Below are 18,066 nucleotides of genomic sequence, written 5' to 3'. Positions count from 1 at the left end.
CCGCGCCGCCCCTGTAATAGCGTCAACCGCCCGCCCGCGCGGGATCCGCCTTCACGCCAGGGGTTCGCCATGTCCGTCGCCGTTTCGCCGTCCGATCGTTCCCGCGCGTCGCGCAATCTGTGGCTCATGGTATTGGCCGGCGGCGTCGTCATGGGGCTGGCGCTGGGCGTGCGGCACGTGCAGGGCCTGTTCCTGCTGCCGGTCACCATGGAGCGAGGCTGGTCGCGCGAGACCTTCGCCATGGCCATGGCGGTGCAGAACCTGACGTGGGGCGTGGTGCAGCCGTTCACCGGCATGATCGCCGACCGCCATGGCTCGGCCAAGGTGATCCTGGGAGGACTCGCATGCTATGCCCTGGGGCTTGCCGGGATGGCGCATGCCGGCACGGTCACCGCCTTCATGCTGAGCGCCGGCGTCTGTATCGGCATCGCTTTGTCGGGTACGGCATTCGCGGTGATCTACGGCGCCCTCAGCCGCCTGGTGCCGCCCGAGCGCCGCGGCTGGGCGCTGGGCGTGGCGGGCGCGGTCGGCGGACTGGGGCAGTTCACCATGGTGCCCGCGGCGCAGTGGTTGATCGGCAGCCGCGGGTGGGTCGATGCGCTGCTGATCTTCGCGGTGGTGCTGGCCGTGGTCGTGCCACTGGCATGGCCGCTGAAGGAAACGGCGCGCCAGGCCCCGGGCGGCGGCGCGGCGCCGGATGAGCAGCCGCTGGGCGCCGCGATCCGGCAGGCGTTTGCCCAACCGGGCTTCTGGCTGCTGAACCTGGGCTTCCTGGCCTGTGGCTTCCAGCTGGCGTTCATCGGCACGCACCTGCCGGCGTACCTGATGGACAAAGGCATGCGGGCGGCGGATGCCGTCGCCGCGCTGGCCATCATCGCGCTCGCCAATGTCGCCGGCACCTACGTCTGCGGCATCCTGGGCGCGCATCACCGTCGCAAATACCTGCTGGCGGGCATCTATCTGCTGCGCACCGCCGCCATGGCGCTGTTCTTCCTGTTGCCGTTGTCGGCTGGCTCGGTCTACGTGTTCGCGGCTGTCATGGGCTTCGTCTGGCTGGGCACCGTGCCGCTCACCAACGGGCTGATCGCGCAGGTCTTCGGCGTGCGCTACATCACGACGCTGTTCGGCTTCGTCTTCTTCGGCCACCAGGTGGGGTCGTTTCTCGGCGTCTGGCTGGGCGGGCTGGTGTACGAGGCCACCCATTCCTATGACCTGATCTGGGTAGGGGCGATGGCGCTGGGCGTCCTGTCGGCGGCGCTGCATTGGCCCATCGATGATCGCCAGTTGCCGCGCGTCGGGGCCGCCGTGGCGGCCGGCTGAGCCAGGGCGCGATGCGAGCCGGCGCCCGGCGCGATCCCGCAAAGGGCGGGCGTGGCTACAACGGCCGATGTTGCGTGCCCGCGCCCATGGTGATGTGCAGTATGCGACAGGACTCCGTCACCTTGAGCGTGTGCCAGGCGCCCTTGGGTATCACGTAGGCGTCGCCCGCCCGCAGGTGAACCGCCTGGATGCCGGTCGGCCACTCCAGCTGCAGTTCGGCGCTGCCGGACATCAGGCGCACGATCTCGTCGGCCTGGGGATGCATTTCCCATTGCGACCAGTCCGCGGCGCAGGCGTATTCCGACACCAGCCAGCCATCCCCATAGCGTTGCAGTTCGTCGCGCGGCAGCGACCAGAACGCGTCGCCGCCGGCCACCGTGGCGGCGTTGCCGGCGGCATCCAGGAAAACGTAATGCGAAGACAGGTCGGTCGGCATGGAGCGTCTCCAGTGGGTGGGGCGATACGCGCGTTATAACAGCGTTGCGGCCGTGTCGGCGGCGCGCGGCGTCCGGGGGCGAAAAAAGCTGCGATAATCCGGGACTTTCCCAGGGGGCGTCGGGTCGCATCCGGCGCAATGTCGGCATGAGCACAGGCTTTGACGGCGTACGGCCGGCATCCGAATCGTCCATCGAGATCGGCTTCTTCTACCAGGGCCGGCACTGCGTGGAACGCATCCGCGTCAAGCCCACCGCCGCCAACCTCAAGCGCGCCGCCGAGCGGCGCAACGCCATCCTCGCCGCCATCGCGCGCGGCGACTTCGACTACGACGCAGAATTCCCCCGACGCGCCGCTTCCTCCCGCTCCAGCAAGGACCCGACATGACCCGCGCCGCAGCAGTGCCCGTGCACGATCTGACCGCCGATGCCTTCAGCGCCTACGGCTGGATGCTGGGCAAGCCCATGCCCCTGGGCAACGGCGTTCCGCTGTTCAGCAACGACGCCACCGACTTCTGGCAGGAACATGTGTTCAACACGGGCGCTGGTGGCGATGCGCAAGTGTTGTGGGTGAACTACCGCAGCGCTTCGGCCGACGTGGCCAGCCTCGAAAAACACCTGCTGACGCAGCAGGCCATCGTGCCCCTGACCGGCGCCATCATCCAGGTGGTGGCGCGCAGCGCGGCCGACGGCACGCCGGACCTGGCCACGCTGGCGGCGTTTCGCGTGGAGCCGGGGCAGGGCGTCTGCATGCGGCCCGGCTGTTGGCATGCCACGCGCGTGACGGACGCGCAGGTCACCTGCCTGATGCTGACCCGCCGCTCGACCACGCTGGACCTGATCCAGCACCTGACGACCGACGCCGCCGCCAGTGAAAGCGCGATCGCGGCGATCCCCGCTTGCCGGCTGGACGTCCCGCATTCGCAGGACTGACTTACTCACAGTGCGCCCGCTCGCCAGCGCGGGCCGGACCGTGGCGCGGCCCTGGGGGCGACGCTGTCATCGTCCCGCGGTTTCACTACGGTTGCGAAATGTGCCAGAATTTCAGCGCCTGTTTGTCCTGTCCGCGACGCTGCCGCCATTCGGGCGTTGCCAACGCCTCCCCCTGTTGGAGCATGGAATGCGCATACGCCCCGCCGGCGCCGGATCTTCCCCTTATGTCCGTGGCCTTGCCGCATTGGCGCTGGCCGCCAGCGTGAGCGGCTGCAGCTTCACCTCGCCGGATGCGGCCACGGGATCGCAATTCGTCGGCATCGATGGCGTGTCGGCGCCCGAAGCGCGTCGCATCGCCAAGGAAGCCTACCTGTATGGCTACCCCATGGTGGCCCGCTACCAGGCCATCTATTCCACCAACATCGACCAGGGCGGCGCGCAATACAAAGGCCCGTTCAATACCTTCAGCCACGCCGCGCCGGCCGTCACGCCCGACGACAACGCGACCGCCGCGCCCAATGTCGATGCGCCCGCGTCCTCGGCCGTGCTCGACCTGCGGGCCGAACCGGTCGTCATCAGCGTGCCGCCGATGGAGTCCAGGCGCTATTTCGCGTTGCAGCTGACGGACCTGTATGGCTACAACTTTGCCTACATCGGCAGTCGTGCCACCGGCAACGGCGGCGGTCGGTTCCTGGTGGCCGGCCCGCGCTGGAAGGGCGCCCCGCCGAAGGGATTCACCCAGGTGATCCGGGCCGAGACCGACCTGGTCAGCGTCAGCGGCCGGACCCAGCGATTCGCGCAGTCGGACATCGCCAACGTCAAGCGCATTCAGGCCGGCTACCGGATCCAGCCGCTGTCCGCGTACCTGAAGAAGGCCGCGCCACCGGCGCCCGCGGCGGTGCAGTGGATCAAGCCCGAGCCGCCCACGCAGATGCGCAGTTCGCTCGAGTTCTACAACCAGCTGGGCTTCCTGCTGCAATTCGCGCCGGTGGCGCACAGCGAAAAGACCTTGCGCAAGCGCCTGGACAGCCTGCGCATCCGCCCGGACGCGCAAGCGGTGACCGACGCTATGCCGCCGCGCCTGCGGCTGGTCATGCAGGAGGGCATGCATGACGGCCAGAACGACATCGACAAGCATCGCGTGGCGCTGGCCGGCCGGACCGATACCTTGTTCGGCGATCGCCGGACATTGCGCAATGACTACCTGGCGCGCGCCACGGGCGCCCAGGTCGGCCTGGGCACCGACAGCCGCGAAGAATCGCTGTCGACGGTGCTGGCCACCGACATGGCGGGCCTGCCGCTGGATGGCGCCCAGGCCTACACGCTGCGGTTCGCGCCGCGCGCCCTGCCGCCGGTCAACGCCTTCTGGTCGGTCACGCTCTACCGGCTGCCGGGGCAATCGGTCGTGGCCAACCCCATCCAGCGCTACGTGATCGATTCGACGATGTTGCCCGCGCTCAAGCGCGATCGCGATGGCGGACTGACGCTGCGCATCCAGCATCAGGCGCCGGCCAAGGGCGGCCAGGCCAACTGGTTGCCGGCGCCGGCCGGCCCCTTCATGCTGGCCTTGCGCTACTACTGGCCCAAGCCAGGTTTGCTGGACGGCAGCTGGCAAACGCCGCAGGTGCAGCGCGCCGGTTCATAGGGCATAGGCCGCGCCGCTGCGCGGCTCGCGGGCCGCACGTGCGGGCGGCGCGTCACAGATCCTCGCTGCGCCAGACCTTCAGCACGCGCCCGAAAATCTGCAGGTCCATGTCTTCGGTGATGTCCCAGGCATCGTATTTCGTGTTCTCGGATTTCGCCCGGATCAGCAGGCCGCGGGCGCTGGGAATGCGTTGCAGGCGCTTGATGAAGCCTTCGTTGCCGACGCGAAAGAAGAACACGCCATCCACGTCGGCCTTGACCACGCCCAGGTCCACCAGCAGGGGATCGCCGGGGTTGTACATGGGCCGCATGCTGTCGCCAAAACCGGTCACCACGCACAGGTTGGCGGCCGCGGTGTAGTGCCGCAGGTTCTTGTGCAGCCATTCCTGGCTGACGCGCAGGCTCTGGATCACACCAGGCTGGTCGCGCAGTTCCACCCCCGCGCCCATGGCGCCGCCCGTGTCGAAGCGCGGAATGCGCAGGTCGCCAGCCGCGCCGTCGTCCGCGCGCGACGCCCCGCCGGTATCGGCCAGCACGACGTCCGGTGGATATTGCGCGGATTCGTCCAGCAGTTGTTCCAGCGTCAGCCCCAGCCCCGCCGCCAGGCGCGAGGCGTACTTGGAGCGTTCGCTGTCGCGCCCTTCAAGGGCGGCGATGGTGCCCACGCCCACACCGGTGCGCGCTTCGAGTTGTTCGAGGGTGAGGCCGAGCGCGGCGCGATAGTGCCTGATTTGTTTTCCGAGAGCCATGATGGGACGCTAAACAGTTGTGGAAAATTGTGCAACAACAAGTGTTGAAATGACGATTATACATTTGTAGAATTCTACTCATGGATCACCTGAAACGTGTGTTGTTATCAGACGGAAGCGTGGGTAGCGTATCGCTACTTAATCGCTTCTCCCGGCAACCCATCCGGACGGCGGCATCGCCCGTCCAACGTCGCGGTGCCGCCACGGCACCCATCCGGCCCCTCGTGTTGACGACGGGCGCCACCATCGAACCCAACGCCAAGGAGCGGCAAATGAATCAGGCAGGAAACATGGCGCTGCGGGCGCCGCAAGACTGGATCGCCGCGGCATCGCAGGCGGGCGCGGCCATCGCGCGCTCGCTTTCCGCGCGGCCGGCAGCGGCGGCCGCCAGCCGCCAGGAGGGCGCGCGCGGCCAGCACCAGAAGGGGCAGAACATGACACGAGAGGAATCGGATCAGGTCGAAGCGCTGATCATGGAGTGGTATCACTGGAGCCGCGGCTATCGGCCGCACCTGGGCGTGGGCAGGGTGGCGGCGTTCGCGCGCGGCATGACGTCCGACGAAGCCTATGACGACGAGGATGTCGACGCGCGCCTGGCCGCCACGCGCGGCGAGCAGACAGAATTGTGTATTGACGAGCTGCCGTGGCAGCAGCGCTCGGCGATCGGCGTGCATGCCGGCAACAAGGCGGCCGGCGCGCGCGTCTTCAGCAACCCGCGGTTGACGCCCGAGCAGCAGCACGCCGCCTACCAGGAGGCCAAGGCCGCATTGCTGCCCGCGCTGCGCCGCCGCGCGCTGGTGACGGCGCCGCAGGTGCGACACGCGGATCGCGCCAAACCTTGCGGCGCGCGCGGTGCTTCCGCATAATTGATTCGTCGGGGCAAGTTGCGCCCGAACCACGCAGACCCGCTGAACGCCCAAAGGCACCAGCGGGTTTTTTTATGAGAGCCGTCGGAACGGGCATCGCGCAACACGCATGCCGCGTGGTTCGCCATGCCGTTCCCGACAGACCGATCCAGCCCCGCGGCATTCGCCGCGGGGCTTTTTCGTGGCCGCCCCGGTTTGTCGGGCGTCCGCAATTGCCCGCCATTGGCGGGCTTTTTTTTTGGAGTCTGCAATGGCAGGTACTACCGTTTCGCAATTCGTTCAAACCCAGGGCACGCAACTGGAAGTGTCGACCACGGCCACCGAGGACCTGGGCGCGGCTGGCCTGGCTTATGCCGATCTGGCCATCACCATCAAGGACCCGAACTTCCAGGGCGGCCAGACCACCGAGATCGACGTCACCGTGCTCAAGTCGACCGCCAAGGAATACGCCCTGGGCCTGGACGACAGCGGCACCTTCAGCATGGCCGGCAACTGGAAGGCCGGCGACCCGGCGCAGAAAGCGCTGGTGGCCGCGCGCAGCGACAAGAAGACCCGCGCCTTCCGTGTGACCTTCGCCGACGGCGCCAAGTTCGAGTTCCTCGGCCTGGTGACGCAATACCAGTGGCAAGGCCAGCTGGACAACGTCGTGTCCGCCACGTTCAACGTGCGCGTGACCGGCGCCGTCAAGATGACCGACGCACCCGCCAACGGGGGCTGAGCGCCATGACGGACACGTCGATCAATTCCCCGGCTCGCGCGGCGGGCGTGCGCGGCCTGGCGGCCGATCCGCTGGCCGGCTTCGCGCATGAAACCCTCACCGTGCCGCAATGGCAGGACGCGCGCGTCATCGTGCGCGCGCCCAGCGCCGGCGACCACCTGTTTCACATCCGCGCCATCTGGGCAGCCGCGGGCGTGGTGCCGGGCGAGGACAACGAGACCGTGCGCGCCAAGCTGGACGCGCCGGGCGTGGACTACACCCGCGCCTCGGCCAGCCTGCTGGTGCGCACGCTCTTCGAGCAGACCGAGCATGGCCCGCGGCGCGTCTTCAGCGATGACGACGTCGACATGGTGGCGGCGGCCTATGGGCCGGCCCACGCCACGCTGGTGGCCAGGGCAATCGAGCTGGGCAACCTCGGGGAGGGTGCGCAGGAGCGCGCAAAAAAGCCCTCCAGGAAACGCCAGACCTCCGTTTCCTGATGGTCCTGGCCCTTCGGCTGGGACGCACGCTGGGCGAGTTGATGGACAGCATCGACACCCATGAATTGTCCTTGTGGCGCGAACTGGACCGCACCTCTCCCCTGGGAGACGAGCGGGCCGACCTGCTTGCCGCCAGCCTCGCCGCCACGGTGGCGCAGGCCGCCGGCGCCAAGGTGCGCGCCACGGACATGCTGGTGCGTTGGGGCGCGCACGACGAGGAACCTCCCGCCGAGGCGGGGGCGGACGCGTTGAAGGCGTTCCTGCTGTCGAAGGCCGGGAAGGGGTCTTGACGACGTGTCCGGTCCGCGCAAGCGGGCCGGAGGCGGATCTATGAGAGGTAAAGGACCATGACAACCATACAGACCGCGGCGCAGATCGCCGCGGAAACCGCGGCGTTGAAGCAGCAGACCACCGAACTCAACCGGAATTGCACGGCGCTGAAGGCGCGCGGCAGCGAACTCGCGAAGACCGCGACGGCAGGCGCCAAGAACACCGCCGTCACCAAGTTGGGAACGGCTGAAAAGGCCAAGGCGACGCAGGCGCTGGATCGCAACGCCCGCGCTATCCGGTCGGAAGCCGTCGAGCAGACGCTGGCGGACATGCGCAAGACCGGCGCGCTGCTGGGCGTGGACTCGGAAGTCGGACGAATGCGGGTGGAAACCGAGATCGGCAGATTCTCGGGCGAGAGCGATGACGACAAGGTCAGCCTGTTGGCTGGCGCGTCGCGGTTGGACAAGTTGCGCGCGCAGATGAAGATGAGCGCGTATATCCAGAGCCTGGCGAATCCCGACGCGGCCGCCAACGAAGAAAAGCGTCAGAAGCAGGAGGCGCTCGATCAGGCATTGAACGACGGCACGCTGAGCCAGGACAAGTACGACAAGGAAAGACGCGGTCTCGGTCTGGTGAAGCGGGACGGCGATTTCATGCTGGACGTGAACGACAAGCTGCTCGAATCGGCGCGCAACGGCGCAAGCAAGATCCAGGACATCCTGGGCACGAAGATGTACGACTTTGTTGCGGACAAGTTCGACAAGCTGGGCCTGTCGTTCCTGAACAACGTGGCAAAGATGGTGACCTCGGCGGCGTCCGCCAAATTGATGGAAACCCTGCTGGGCAATAGCTTCATGGAGGGCAAGGGCGGCGTGGGGGGATGGATCGGGAAAGCCGGATCGTTCCTCTCAGACCTCTTCAGCGGCGGCGGGGGGATTTCCGTTGGCAGCAGCTTCGTCTCCGGCGGAACGGCGCTGTCATTCTTCCCCAGCGCCAAGGGCAACGCCTTCACCAACGGCATGGTCACGAGTCCCGTCGCCTTCCCCATGGGCGTCATGGGCGAAGCCGGCCCCGAGGCCATCATGCCGCTGCATCGCGGCGCCGACGGTTCGCTCGGCATTCGCGCGGCCTTCCCGAGCGTTGGCGGCGATACCAACCCCGTCGCGGGCGGCGTTGCCGTCAACGTCTACGTGCAGGACGGCAACGTCAGTGCCTCCAGCGAATCCGGCCAGGGCGGTTGGCAGCAGTTCGGCCAGCAGATCGGCGAATACGTCACGCAGCTGGTCGATCGCCGCATGTCGCAATCGTATCGCCAGGGTGGCCTGGCGTGGCAAGCCAACAACAACCGTTTAGCGGGGGCATGAGCATGGCAATCGAAGTCTTCAACTGGTCGCCTCGGCCTAATCCCGTCGGCACGCTCAAGGACCGGACCCTGCGCGTGCAGTTCGGCGACGGCTACGAGCAGGAAGCGGCCGATGGCATTCATGCGGCGACGCAATCCTGGCCGCTGGAGTTCGTCGGCAGGGAGGCGTATGTCCGGCCCATTCTCGAATTCGTAAAGCGCCATGCGGGCTACCGCGCTTTCTTCTGGACACCGCCGATGGGGGAGCAGGGGTACTACAAGGCGCGCGAAGTGCGCTTGCGCGCCATGGAGGGCGACATGTTCGCCTTGTCGTTCACGATGGATCAGGTGTTCAAACCATGACGGCAATAAAGCAGATCAACATTGGCGCGGCGCCCAACGACCAAACCGGCGATCAACTGCGATCCGCATTCGATAAGGTCAACGCGAACATCGCTGAACTGGACCGGCGTACGGTCGCCAATGCAACGGCGGCCGCGATCGCCGAATTGAAAGCCGCGGACGCTGGCAAGGCCGCTGATGTCGCTGATGGCAAGGCTGTGGCGGCCCAGCGAACCGGGGACACGGCCGATGCGGCTGCCAGGCAAGCGCGACAGGCCGCCGATGAAGCGGACGCCAAGGCCCTGCATGCCCAGGCCAGCGCAGATTCCGCGGGCGCCGCGGCATCGCAAGCGCAGCGGTCCGCGCAGGCCGCCGCCGATGCGGCGGATCGGGCGCAGGGTACGGCGGACGCCGCGCTTCCTCGCAGCGACAAAGGCAAACCGGAAGGGGTGGCGCCCCTCGGCGCCGATGGTGCCGTGCCGGATGAGTACCGTCCCAAGCGCAAGTGTGTGGTCGTCCAAGGCAACGTCGATTTGAACGAGTACAAGCAGCCAGTGGAGGTTTTCCTGTCCTCGTCCGCGGGCGTGTCGAATCTTCCTGCCGGATTGAATGCTCCCGCCTTCCTGCTGGTCGAAGCGGCGGGCGACGCGGCGGTCCAGACGCTCAGTTCGCGCGAAGCTTCACCCCGGTTGTATTTTCGTACCCTTCTGTCGCAAAACGCCTGGACTCCTTGGCGCGAGGCGGGAACGGTGCAGGACATCACGGGAACCGGTGTGGATTTCAATTCGATGAAGTCCTCTGGCGCTTTCCTGTGGCGCACTGCCTACACGCTCGAGAATGGCGCCAACTATCCCAAGTTGCAGGCCCTGCGCCAATGTGGCGAGGTGAGTGTCCTCGATCTGTCCGGCGTGGTGATGCAACGTCTGCGCTACGGCGCCCTGAAAGCAGACGCGAGCGGACCGGAATTCTCCAGGCAGTTCGTCCCCGCGGGCGACGGAACCGCTACGGGGGGATGGACGCGATGGCGATACGTCGGAGCCATTTCGGATGCCGCCGATCTCGCGACCGAGGATTGTGGCGACGTCTGGTTTGAAGGCTCCGGATGGCGTCGCTGGTCGCAGGCGCAAGGCGGCTATGTACGGTTCTCTCCGCCTGTCGCTCATATATGGCAGGACCGCAGCACGCAGGACTATGCCAATGGGCCGTTGATCCGTTCGTTGATAGACGAGAACTGCTATTTCACCGTGGCCGGCAACAATGGCAAGGGCGCGATCTTCCGGGCCACGCCGTACGCCGATCCCAATTCCCCCACCATGATCATGGCCTGCGGCACCGGGGTGGCCACGTTGGGGACGACGAAAAACGGGTGGGGAGGTCCCATGCCCGTCAGATTCATTACCGATGATATCGAACGCGGCCGCATCATCGGGTCGCGCTGGGTCTTCGGCCCGGATCTGCTGACGCCGCCGCCGTATACCCACATCGCGACGATCAATTACCTGGGCGCCAATTATGAGTACGGCTTGATATTCAAGCCCCGCAACGCGGGCACCACGGTGGCGGTGGGCTTCATGAACAGCGCCAATAGCCTTGTGGGGTCGATTCAGGTCACCGACTCGATCACGCAATACAACACGGCGTCCGACTATCGACTCAAACATGATGTCGCCGCAACGCCGATCGCCGAAAGCTACAGCCGCGTCATGGGCGTGCGGGTCGTCGATTACAGCATGGCCGATGCCGGCATCCGGTACCGCGGCGCGATCGCCCACGAATTGCAGGCGCTCATTCCTCATGCGGTGACCGGCATCAAGGACGAAATGATCAAGATGCCGGGCATGGAGGAGTCCGTTCCCGCCTACCAGCAGGTGGATTACTCCAAGATCGTCCCGGACCTGATTGCCGCGCTTCAGCATGCCGACATGCGGATCAATGCGCTCGAAGAACGTGTGAAAGCGCTCACGAAAATGGAGGCATAGGAATGCCGATAACCGCAGATATACAGAAACTGGAGCCCGGCGCGCTGGTCGAGTTGTTCGAGCTGGATGCCAGCGAGATCGGCGGCGCCGTACAGCGCTTCCATGGCTACATGCAGGTCGGGGCCATCCACTGGCAGGGCAAGCAATACGATCCGTGGTCGATCCAGGCCGAGGGCTTCGAGCAGGTGGGCGAGGGCCAGCAGCCTTCGCCCACGTTGCGGGTGGGCAACATCGGCCAGGACGAAAAAGGCGACCCTCTGCCCGGCGTCATCTCCGCCCTCTGCATCCACCTGGATGACCTGGTGGGCGCGCGCGTGGTCGTGCGCCGCACGCTGGGCAAATACCTGGACGCGGTGAACTTTGCCGAAGGCAACCCCACTGCCGATCCGCAGGAAGAACTGCCGCCCGAAGTCTGGATCGTGCAGCAGAAGACCGTGGAGACCGCGCAGGTGGTGGAGTTCTCGCTCTCCAGCGCCCTGGACTTCAACGGCCAGAAGCTGCCCGACCGCCCGATCATCGCCGGCGTGTGTTCGTGGCTGCGCAAGGGCGGCTATCGCGGCCCCTATTGCGGCTATACCGGCAGCCGCATGTTCGACCTGGACGGCAAGCCGGTCACCGATCCCACGCTGGACCGCTGCTCGGGGTTGATGTCCGACTGCAAGAAGCGCTTCGGCGAGTACGAAGTCATCAACTTCGGCGGCTTCCCGTCCGCCGACCTGGTAAGGGGGTAGGCATGCTCAAGCGCACGATGCAAGCCATCCGCGACCATGGCGTGGCGACGTATCCGCAGGAATGCTGCGGCCTGGTGCTCAAGGCCGGCCGCCGTGAATGGTATGTGCCGTGCCGCAATACGGCCGCCAGCGAAGAGCACTTCGTCATGTCGGCGCAGGACTACGCGGCGGCCGAGGAAAGCGGCCGGATCGTGGCGGTGGTGCATTCGCATCCGGACGCGCCCGCCGTGCCCAGCGAGGCCGACCGGGTGGCCTGCGAGGCGTCCGGCCTGCCCTGGTACATCGTGGCGGTGGAGAAGGACCTGGATGGAAAGGTCAAGGCGGGAGAGATCCGCGGCTTCACGCCCGAAGGCTTCCAGGCGCCGCTGCTGGGCCGCCAGTTCGCGCATGGCGTGCTCGATTGCTATTCGCTGGTGCGCGACTGGTATGCGCGCGAACGCGGGATCCGGCTGCCGGATTTCGCCCGCGAAGACGGCTGGTGGCAGCCGGGCCATGCGGGCGATCTGTACATGGATCACTACGCCGAGGCGGGATTCCGGCCGCTGGCGCCGCACGAAACCATGGCGCCCGGCGACGTTGTGGTGATGCAGGTGCGGTCGGACCGCGCCAACCACGCCGGCGTCTTCATCGGCCCGGAGCCGCTGCGCGAGGCGCCGGACCTGTTCCCGCTGCCCGACGCAATGTTGCATCACCTGTATGGACGTGACTCCGAACGGGTCGTGTACGGCGGTTTCTGGCGCGAAGCCACCCGCCTGGTGCTGCGTTATGGAGAAAGGACATGAACGACAAGGTACGCCTGGTCCGCCTGTATGGCTGGCTGGGCAAGCGTTTTGGCCGCGAACACCGCCTGGCCGTGGCCAGCCCGGCCGAGGCGGTGCGGGCGTTGTGCGCCCTGTTGCCCGGCTTCGAGCCGGCCTTGCTGGCCAGTGAACGACGCGGGGTGCGCTTCGCCTGCTTCGCCGGTCGCCGCAATCTGTCGCAAGACGAGTTGCGGCACCCGGTGGGCGCGGATGTCATCCGCATCGCGCCGATGCTGGCGGGCGCCAAGAACGGCGGGCTGTTCCAGACCATGCTGGGCGCGGTGCTGATCGCCGCCGCGGCGATCTACAGCGGTGGCGTGGCGGCCGCGTTCCAGGCAGGGGGGATGGTGCAGGCCACGGCCACCATGGGATTGTCCATGATGCTGAGCGGCGTGGCCCAGATGCTGTCGCCCCAGCAGCGGCTGCTCAGCGCCAAGGACCGGCCCGACAACGGCGCGTCCTATAACTTCAACGGACCCGTGAACACCACTGCGCAGGGAAACCCCGTGCCTTTGCTGTATGGGGAAATGTTCGTCGGCAGCGCCACGATCTCCGCAGGCATCTATTCGGAAGACCACGTATGAAACAACGACATCGCAACAGGAACAAGGCGCCCGCGGGCGCCTTTGCTTTGGGGGGCGGGCGCCACGCCGGGAATCCGGCGCTGGTTGGCCACAAGGGCAAGGGCGGCGGCGGGGGACGCACGCCCGTGGAATTTCCCGACAGCCTGCACAGCACCGCCTATGCGCGCGTCATCGACCTGCTGGGCGAAGGCGAGATCTACGGCCCGGTGCACGGCATGGACAACGCGCTGCGCGACGTCTACCTGAACGGCACGCCCGTGGCCAACGAGGACGGCTCGTTGAACTTCAGCGGCGCGTCGATCGACTTTCGCACCGGCACGCAGTTGCAGGATCCGCTGCCCGGTTTTCCCGCCTCGGAAAGCACCATCGGCATCAATGCCGAGCTCAAGTCGAGCCAGCCGTGGACGCGCCTGTTCACCAATCTGCAGGCGTCGGCGGTGCGCGTGACGCTGGCCGTGGAAGGACTGAGCCGCGCCGACACCAAGAATGGAGACATCAACGGCTACCGCGTCGAGTACGTGATCGAGCTGAACACCGATGGCGCCGGCTACCAGGTGGTGCTGTCGACCGCCTTCGACGGCAAGACCACGCAGCGCTACACCCGCTCGCATCGCATTGATCTGCCGCGCGCGCGGCAGGGCTGGACCCTGCGCGTGCGCCGGATCACGCCCAATGCCAACAGCAATACCATCTCCGACCGCACCGTGGTGGATACGGTCACCGAGATCATCGATGCCAAGCTGCGCTATCCGATGTCCGCGCTGGTGGGCATCAAGATCGACGCGTCGCAGTTCCAGAGCATTCCCACCCGGGCTTACCACGTGCGCGGCCGCATCATCCGCGTGCCGTCCAACTATCACCCGGATCTGCGCAGCTACGACGGCGTATGGGACGGCACCTTCAAGCTGGCCTGGACCAACAACCCCGCCTGGATCTTCTACGACCTGGTCAGCAACGACCGCTATGGCCTGGGAACCCGCGTGCCGGCGGGCTGGCTGGACAAGTGGGGCCTGTACCAGATCGGCCGCTATTGCGACGAGATGGTCGACGATGGTTTCGGCGGCAAGGAACCGCGCTTCACCTGCAACGTCTACCTGCAGCAGGCGGCCGATGCCTATCGCGTGGTGCAGGACTTCGCTTCCATCTTCCGCGGCATGGCCTATTGGGCCAATGCCGCCGTGTTCGCGTCCGCCGACATGCCGGGCGATCCGGTCTACACCTTCTCGTCGGCCAACGTGGTCGATGGCAGGTTCAGCTACGCCGGCTCGGCGTTGACCACGCGCTACACCGTGGCATTGGTCTCCTGGAGCGATATGTCCGAGATGGGCCGCCAGAAGGTCGAGTACGTCGAAAACCGTGAAGGCATCGCGCGCTACGGCATCCAGCAGGTCGAGGTGACCGGCTTTGGCTGCACCTCGCGGGGCCAGGCGCACCGGATCGGCAAGTGGATGCTGCTGACGTCCAACCTGGAAACGCGTTCGGTCACGTTCTCGGTGGGCCTGGACGCCTGCCGCGTGCGTCCCGGCAGTGTCATCCGCGTGGCGGATCAGCATCTGGCGGGACGGCGCATCGGCGGCCGCATCCGCGAAGGCACCGTCAGCAAGGTCACGGTGGACGCGGAGCTGGGGGTGCGCCCGGGCGACCGCCTGACCGTCAACCTGCCCAATGGCCTGTCGGAAACGCGCGTGGTGGCGGCCGCGGTGGGCACCGGCCTGACGGTGGACAACGTCGCCTTCACGGTGGATTCCACCGAGCTGACGGCCGACCTGGTCGGCCTGCCCGGCACCGTGCTCCACATCACGGTGACCACGCCGTTCTCGCAGGCCCCGGAGGCCGAATGCGTCTGGACCCTCGAATCCGAAGCCCTGTCGGCGCAGACCTTCCGCGTGCTGAGCGTCAAGCGCAAGGAAGGGCTGGTGGCCGAGATATCGGCGGTCCAGCATGAGCCCGGCAAGTTCGACAACGTGGACTTCGGCACCCGGCTGGATCCCAAGCCGATCACGGTGGTGCCGCCCTCGGTGCAACCGGCGCCGGGCGACATCCGCCTGGCGTCGCGCTCGGTGATCGACCAGGGCATCGCGCGCCACGTGGGCGTCATCAGCTGGGACGCCGCGCCCTCGGCCGTGGCCTACCAGGTGCAATGGCGGCGCGACAATTCCGACTGGGTCGAGGCGGGCCGCACGGGCGCATTGACGCTGGAGCTGCCGGATATCCGGGCCGGCGCCTACGTGGCGCGGGTGCGTGCCATCAACGTGTCGGACATCTCGTCGGTGTGGGTCAATTCGACCGAAACGACGCTGGAGGGCGATATCGCGCCGCCGCCCGCGCTGGCCCTGCTGGCCGCCAAATCCCTGGTGTTCGGCATCGAGCTGCGCTGGGCCTTCCCGGAAGGCCGCTTCACCGCGCAGCGCACCGAGATCTGGTACAGCGCCTCCAACGACCGCGCCAGCGCCATCAAGCTGGGCGACTTCGCCTTCCCGCAAAGCGCGCATACGCTGATGGGCCTGTCGGCCGGCAAGCGCTTCTACTTCTGGGGGCGCATCGTCGCGCTGAACGGCGAGATCGGCGCCTGGTATCCGGCCGACCAGGGCGTGATGGGCGAATCCAGCTGGGAAGCCAGCGAGATCCTGGAGTACCTGAACGGCAAGATCAGCCGCGACGAACTGGCCAAGGATCTCGTCGGCACCATCGACGGCCTGACGACCGGCCTGGACGAAACGCGCGCGGCCATCACCGCCGAGGAGACCAAGCGGGCCGACGCGGACGGGGCGTTGTCCTCGCGCGTCGACACCGTGCTGGCGACCGCCAACGGCGCCGCCGCGGGTGTCGAGCAGGCGCGCACGGCGCTGGTCGGGCTGGACGGCAAGCTCAAGGCCACCTGGAGCGTAAAAGCCCAGGTCACGCAGGACAACAAGGTCTACGCCGCCGGCATGTCGCTGGGCGCCTACACCCAGCCCGACGGCCAGGTGCAGACCTCGGTGTACTTCCTGGCGGACCGGCTGGCCCTGCTGAACCTGGCCAACGGCGCGACCACCACGCCGTTCGTCATCGAGAACGGGCAGACCTTCATCAATGACGCGGTGATCGGCACCGGGCGCATCACCAACGCGATGATCCGCAGCCTGGATGCGGGCAAGATCAATGCCGGATTCATGAACGCGGACCGCATCGAAAGCGCCTCGCTGTTCGCGAAACTGGCGAACTTCGACTCCGCTTACATCAAGACTGCTCATATTGGCGTGGCACAGGTAGACACCTTGCGAATCGCCAGCGGTGCGGTTGTCATCAACAACTCGGCCACCTTCAATCTACAGTGGGGACGCTATTCCGGAACCAACACGGCCACGGTGTCCATCTATCTGAATGTGGCTGCCCGCCTGATGATGCTCCAAAACCATGTCTTTGGTACGGGAGATGGGAACTGGGCGGGAACGTCCAACGTGGTGGGAACGATGACATCCAACTTCGGTTTCAGCGGTACCGGCCAGATCTGGCTCAGCGACTTCCTGTCGCCAGGAACGTATAGCTTGACGATCACTTTCCCGCGGCCGATCGACGGCTATGGGAACGCGTCGGGCAACATAGCTCTCATGGGACTATTGCGATGAATGTCTACTCTCTTTATGACGTCGATGGGCGTGTATTCAGCGTGCTGTCTTTGCAGCAGGTCGATCAGCTGGCGGAGATGGTCGCCGCGAATGGCGCATCGGGATACGTCGATGGCGCCGTCGATGGCCAAAGCCATTATGTGCGCGATGGCCAGGTCACGCCCCGTCCACGCGGCGAGGCAGTCCTGCGGGGGGCGTGGCTCTCTGGTCTTCCGGTCCCCAGCCTGATCGCCATCAATCGCAAGGAATACCCCTGCGACGAAGCCAATATCGAGCTGGAATTCGATCAACCCGGAAAGTACCGCATCGTAGTGCGGGCCTGGCCCTATCTGGACATGGAGTTCGACCTTGAAAATCCGCCACTATGAACCCTACGCGCCGCTGCGCGCGCGCGCCTATCCCGCCATTGGCGACCAGCTCGACGCGATCATGAAGTTCGCCGCGCACCTGCAATCCTCGGGGCAGGCCTTGCCCGAGCCGGTGGCGCAATGGGTGGCGCAATGCCAGGGCGTCAAGCAACGCTACCCGAAACCCGCCAGCGTCGATGCCGGGGGCGGCGCGGACCTCGCGAGGAATCCGACATGACCCAATCCCTGACAACCATCCGCCTCTACGGCAGGCTGGGCGCGGAATTCGGCCGGCTGCATCGGCTGGCCGTCTCCAGCACCGCGGAAGCGGTGCGCGCCCTGTGCGCGCTGCTGCCCGGCTTTGAAACCCGCCTGCTCGACAGCGAATCCCGGGGCGTGCGCTACGCCTGCTTCATCGGCCGCCGCAACCTGGCCGAAGCGGAGCTCGGCCGTCCCGCCGGCAACGAGGACATCCGCATCGCGCCCATGCCCACCGGCGCCAAGCGGGGCGGCCTGATGCAGGTGGTGGTGGGCGTGGCGATGATCGTGGCGTCCTTCATCCCCGGCGTCAACGTGGCGCTTTGGGCGGGCGCCAGCACGTCGCTGATGACCATGGGGGTGGCCATGACCCTGGGCGGCGTGGTCCAGCTGCTGACGCCGCAGCAGCGCGCCCTGAGCGTCAAGGACGGCCCGAACAATGGCGCGTCCTACAACTTCAATGGTCCGGTCAACACCACCGCGCAGGGCAATCCGGTGCCGGTGCTGTACGGCGAGCTGTTCGTCGGCAGCGCCACCATCTCGGCGGGGATCTACTCGGAGGACCAGGTGTGAGAAGCGGCGGGCGGGCGTCCCCATGTCGGACGCGGTTCCCATCCGCTCTGCCTGCATTTGGCGCCGACTCGACCTAGAATCAGGAACCG

General features: G+C 66.6%; 20 protein-coding genes. 18 read left to right on the top strand and 2 right to left on the bottom strand.

Annotated features, from left to right (window positions below; all coding sequences use genetic code 11):
* Nucleotides 1-69 precede the first annotated feature (69 nt).
* Nucleotides 70-1,320, top strand: coding sequence for an MFS transporter (locus AT699_RS27595; RefSeq protein ID WP_047991981.1), 1,251 nt, complete (start codon nt 70-72; stop codon nt 1,318-1,320).
* Nucleotides 1,321-1,375: 55 nt separating this feature from the next.
* Here AT699_RS27595 and AT699_RS27590 read toward each other — a convergent pair whose 3' ends face one another.
* A complete protein-coding gene (locus AT699_RS27590) occupies nt 1,376-1,756 on the bottom strand; it encodes a cupin domain-containing protein (protein ID WP_006385683.1) in 381 nt (126 codons plus the stop codon).
* A gap of 146 nt (nt 1,757-1,902) precedes the next feature.
* On the opposite strand from AT699_RS27590, the gene AT699_RS27585 reads away from it, so the two are divergent.
* The 3 genes from AT699_RS27585 to AT699_RS27575 all read left to right on the top strand — a co-directional run bounded on the left by AT699_RS27585 (nt 1,903) and on the right by AT699_RS27575 (nt 4,332).
* Nucleotides 1,903-2,142 carry an Arm DNA-binding domain-containing protein gene (locus tag AT699_RS27585; protein ID WP_006385684.1) on the top strand — a complete coding sequence of 80 codons (240 nt, stop codon included), beginning with the start codon at nt 1,903-1,905 and terminating at the stop codon, nt 2,140-2,142.
* Nucleotides 2,139-2,687 (top strand): ureidoglycolate lyase, encoded by a 549-nt coding sequence (locus AT699_RS27580; protein ID WP_006385685.1) that lies wholly within the window; start codon nt 2,139-2,141, stop codon nt 2,685-2,687. Before AT699_RS27585 ends, AT699_RS27580 begins: the two co-directional genes overlap by 4 nt.
* A gap of 187 nt (nt 2,688-2,874) precedes the next feature.
* Entirely contained in the window at nt 2,875-4,332 is a 1,458-nt protein-coding gene (locus AT699_RS27575) for a DUF1254 domain-containing protein (RefSeq protein ID WP_024070538.1), read from the top strand.
* Between the two features lie 52 nt (nt 4,333-4,384).
* Here the strand turns inward: AT699_RS27575 and AT699_RS27570 are convergent, their stop codons facing one another.
* The gene (locus tag AT699_RS27570) at nt 4,385-5,080 is read right to left on the bottom strand and encodes an XRE family transcriptional regulator (protein ID WP_053497387.1); all 696 of its coding nucleotides are present in this window, start codon (nt 5,078-5,080) and stop codon (nt 4,385-4,387) included.
* Between the two features lie 80 nt (nt 5,081-5,160).
* On the opposite strand from AT699_RS27570, the gene AT699_RS27565 reads away from it, so the two are divergent.
* The 14 genes from AT699_RS27565 to AT699_RS27500 all read left to right on the top strand — a co-directional run bounded on the left by AT699_RS27565 (nt 5,161) and on the right by AT699_RS27500 (nt 17,977).
* Entirely contained in the window at nt 5,161-5,946 is a 786-nt protein-coding gene (locus tag AT699_RS27565) for a hypothetical protein (RefSeq protein WP_232254260.1), read from the top strand.
* A 250-nt stretch (nt 5,947-6,196) separates the two neighbouring features.
* Nucleotides 6,197-6,664 carry a phage tail tube protein gene (locus AT699_RS27560; protein WP_006385689.1) on the top strand — a complete coding sequence of 156 codons (468 nt, stop codon included), beginning with the start codon at nt 6,197-6,199 and terminating at the stop codon, nt 6,662-6,664.
* A gap of 5 nt (nt 6,665-6,669) precedes the next feature.
* On the top strand, nt 6,670-7,143 hold the full coding sequence (locus tag AT699_RS27555; protein WP_024070536.1) for a phage tail assembly chaperone: 474 nt from the start codon (nt 6,670-6,672) through the stop codon (nt 7,141-7,143).
* Nucleotides 7,143-7,433, top strand: a complete 291-nt coding sequence (locus tag AT699_RS27550; protein WP_006385691.1) for a phage tail assembly protein T — start codon at nt 7,143-7,145, stop codon at nt 7,431-7,433. Before AT699_RS27555 ends, AT699_RS27550 begins: the two co-directional genes overlap by 1 nt.
* Nucleotides 7,434-7,490: 57 nt before the next feature.
* Complete coding sequence (locus AT699_RS27545; protein ID WP_024070535.1) at nt 7,491-8,777, top strand: phage tail tape measure family protein; 1,287 nt, start codon at nt 7,491-7,493, stop codon at nt 8,775-8,777.
* A gap of 2 nt (nt 8,778-8,779) precedes the next feature.
* Nucleotides 8,780-9,118 carry a phage tail protein gene (locus AT699_RS27540; protein WP_024070534.1) on the top strand — a complete coding sequence of 113 codons (339 nt, stop codon included), beginning with the start codon at nt 8,780-8,782 and terminating at the stop codon, nt 9,116-9,118.
* Nucleotides 9,115-11,076: a pyocin knob domain-containing S74 family peptidase gene (locus AT699_RS27535; protein WP_054499929.1), complete on the top strand. Its 1,962-nt coding sequence runs from the start codon at nt 9,115-9,117 to the stop codon at nt 11,074-11,076. The genes AT699_RS27540 and AT699_RS27535 overlap by 4 nt, the downstream gene beginning before the upstream one ends.
* Before the next feature lie 2 nt (nt 11,077-11,078).
* Complete coding sequence (locus tag AT699_RS27530) at nt 11,079-11,807, top strand: phage minor tail protein L (protein WP_006385695.1); 729 nt, start codon at nt 11,079-11,081, stop codon at nt 11,805-11,807.
* Between the two features lie 2 nt (nt 11,808-11,809).
* A complete protein-coding gene (locus AT699_RS27525) occupies nt 11,810-12,589 on the top strand; it encodes a C40 family peptidase (RefSeq protein ID WP_006385696.1) in 780 nt (259 codons plus the stop codon).
* Complete coding sequence (locus AT699_RS27520; RefSeq protein ID WP_006385697.1) at nt 12,586-13,191, top strand: tail assembly protein; 606 nt, start codon at nt 12,586-12,588, stop codon at nt 13,189-13,191. The genes AT699_RS27525 and AT699_RS27520 overlap by 4 nt, the downstream gene beginning before the upstream one ends.
* On the top strand, nt 13,188-16,799 hold the full coding sequence (locus AT699_RS27515; protein ID WP_024070529.1) for a TipJ family phage tail tip protein: 3,612 nt from the start codon (nt 13,188-13,190) through the stop codon (nt 16,797-16,799). Before AT699_RS27520 ends, AT699_RS27515 begins: the two co-directional genes overlap by 4 nt.
* Nucleotides 16,796-17,167 (top strand): hypothetical protein, encoded by a 372-nt coding sequence (locus AT699_RS27510; protein WP_024070528.1) that lies wholly within the window; start codon nt 16,796-16,798, stop codon nt 17,165-17,167. Before AT699_RS27515 ends, AT699_RS27510 begins: the two co-directional genes overlap by 4 nt.
* Complete coding sequence (locus AT699_RS27505) at nt 17,148-17,384, top strand: hypothetical protein (RefSeq protein WP_024070527.1); 237 nt, start codon at nt 17,148-17,150, stop codon at nt 17,382-17,384. The genes AT699_RS27510 and AT699_RS27505 overlap by 20 nt, the downstream gene beginning before the upstream one ends.
* Complete coding sequence (locus AT699_RS27500; protein WP_006385701.1) at nt 17,381-17,977, top strand: tail assembly protein; 597 nt, start codon at nt 17,381-17,383, stop codon at nt 17,975-17,977. Before AT699_RS27505 ends, AT699_RS27500 begins: the two co-directional genes overlap by 4 nt.
* The last annotated feature ends 89 nt before the right edge of the window (nt 17,978-18,066 follow it).

The sequence above is a fragment of the Achromobacter xylosoxidans genome, assembly GCF_001457475.1.
GTDB classification, from domain to species: Bacteria; Pseudomonadota; Gammaproteobacteria; order Burkholderiales; family Burkholderiaceae_B; genus Achromobacter; species Achromobacter xylosoxidans.
This window is presented reverse-complemented; position numbering and strand designations above follow the sequence as displayed.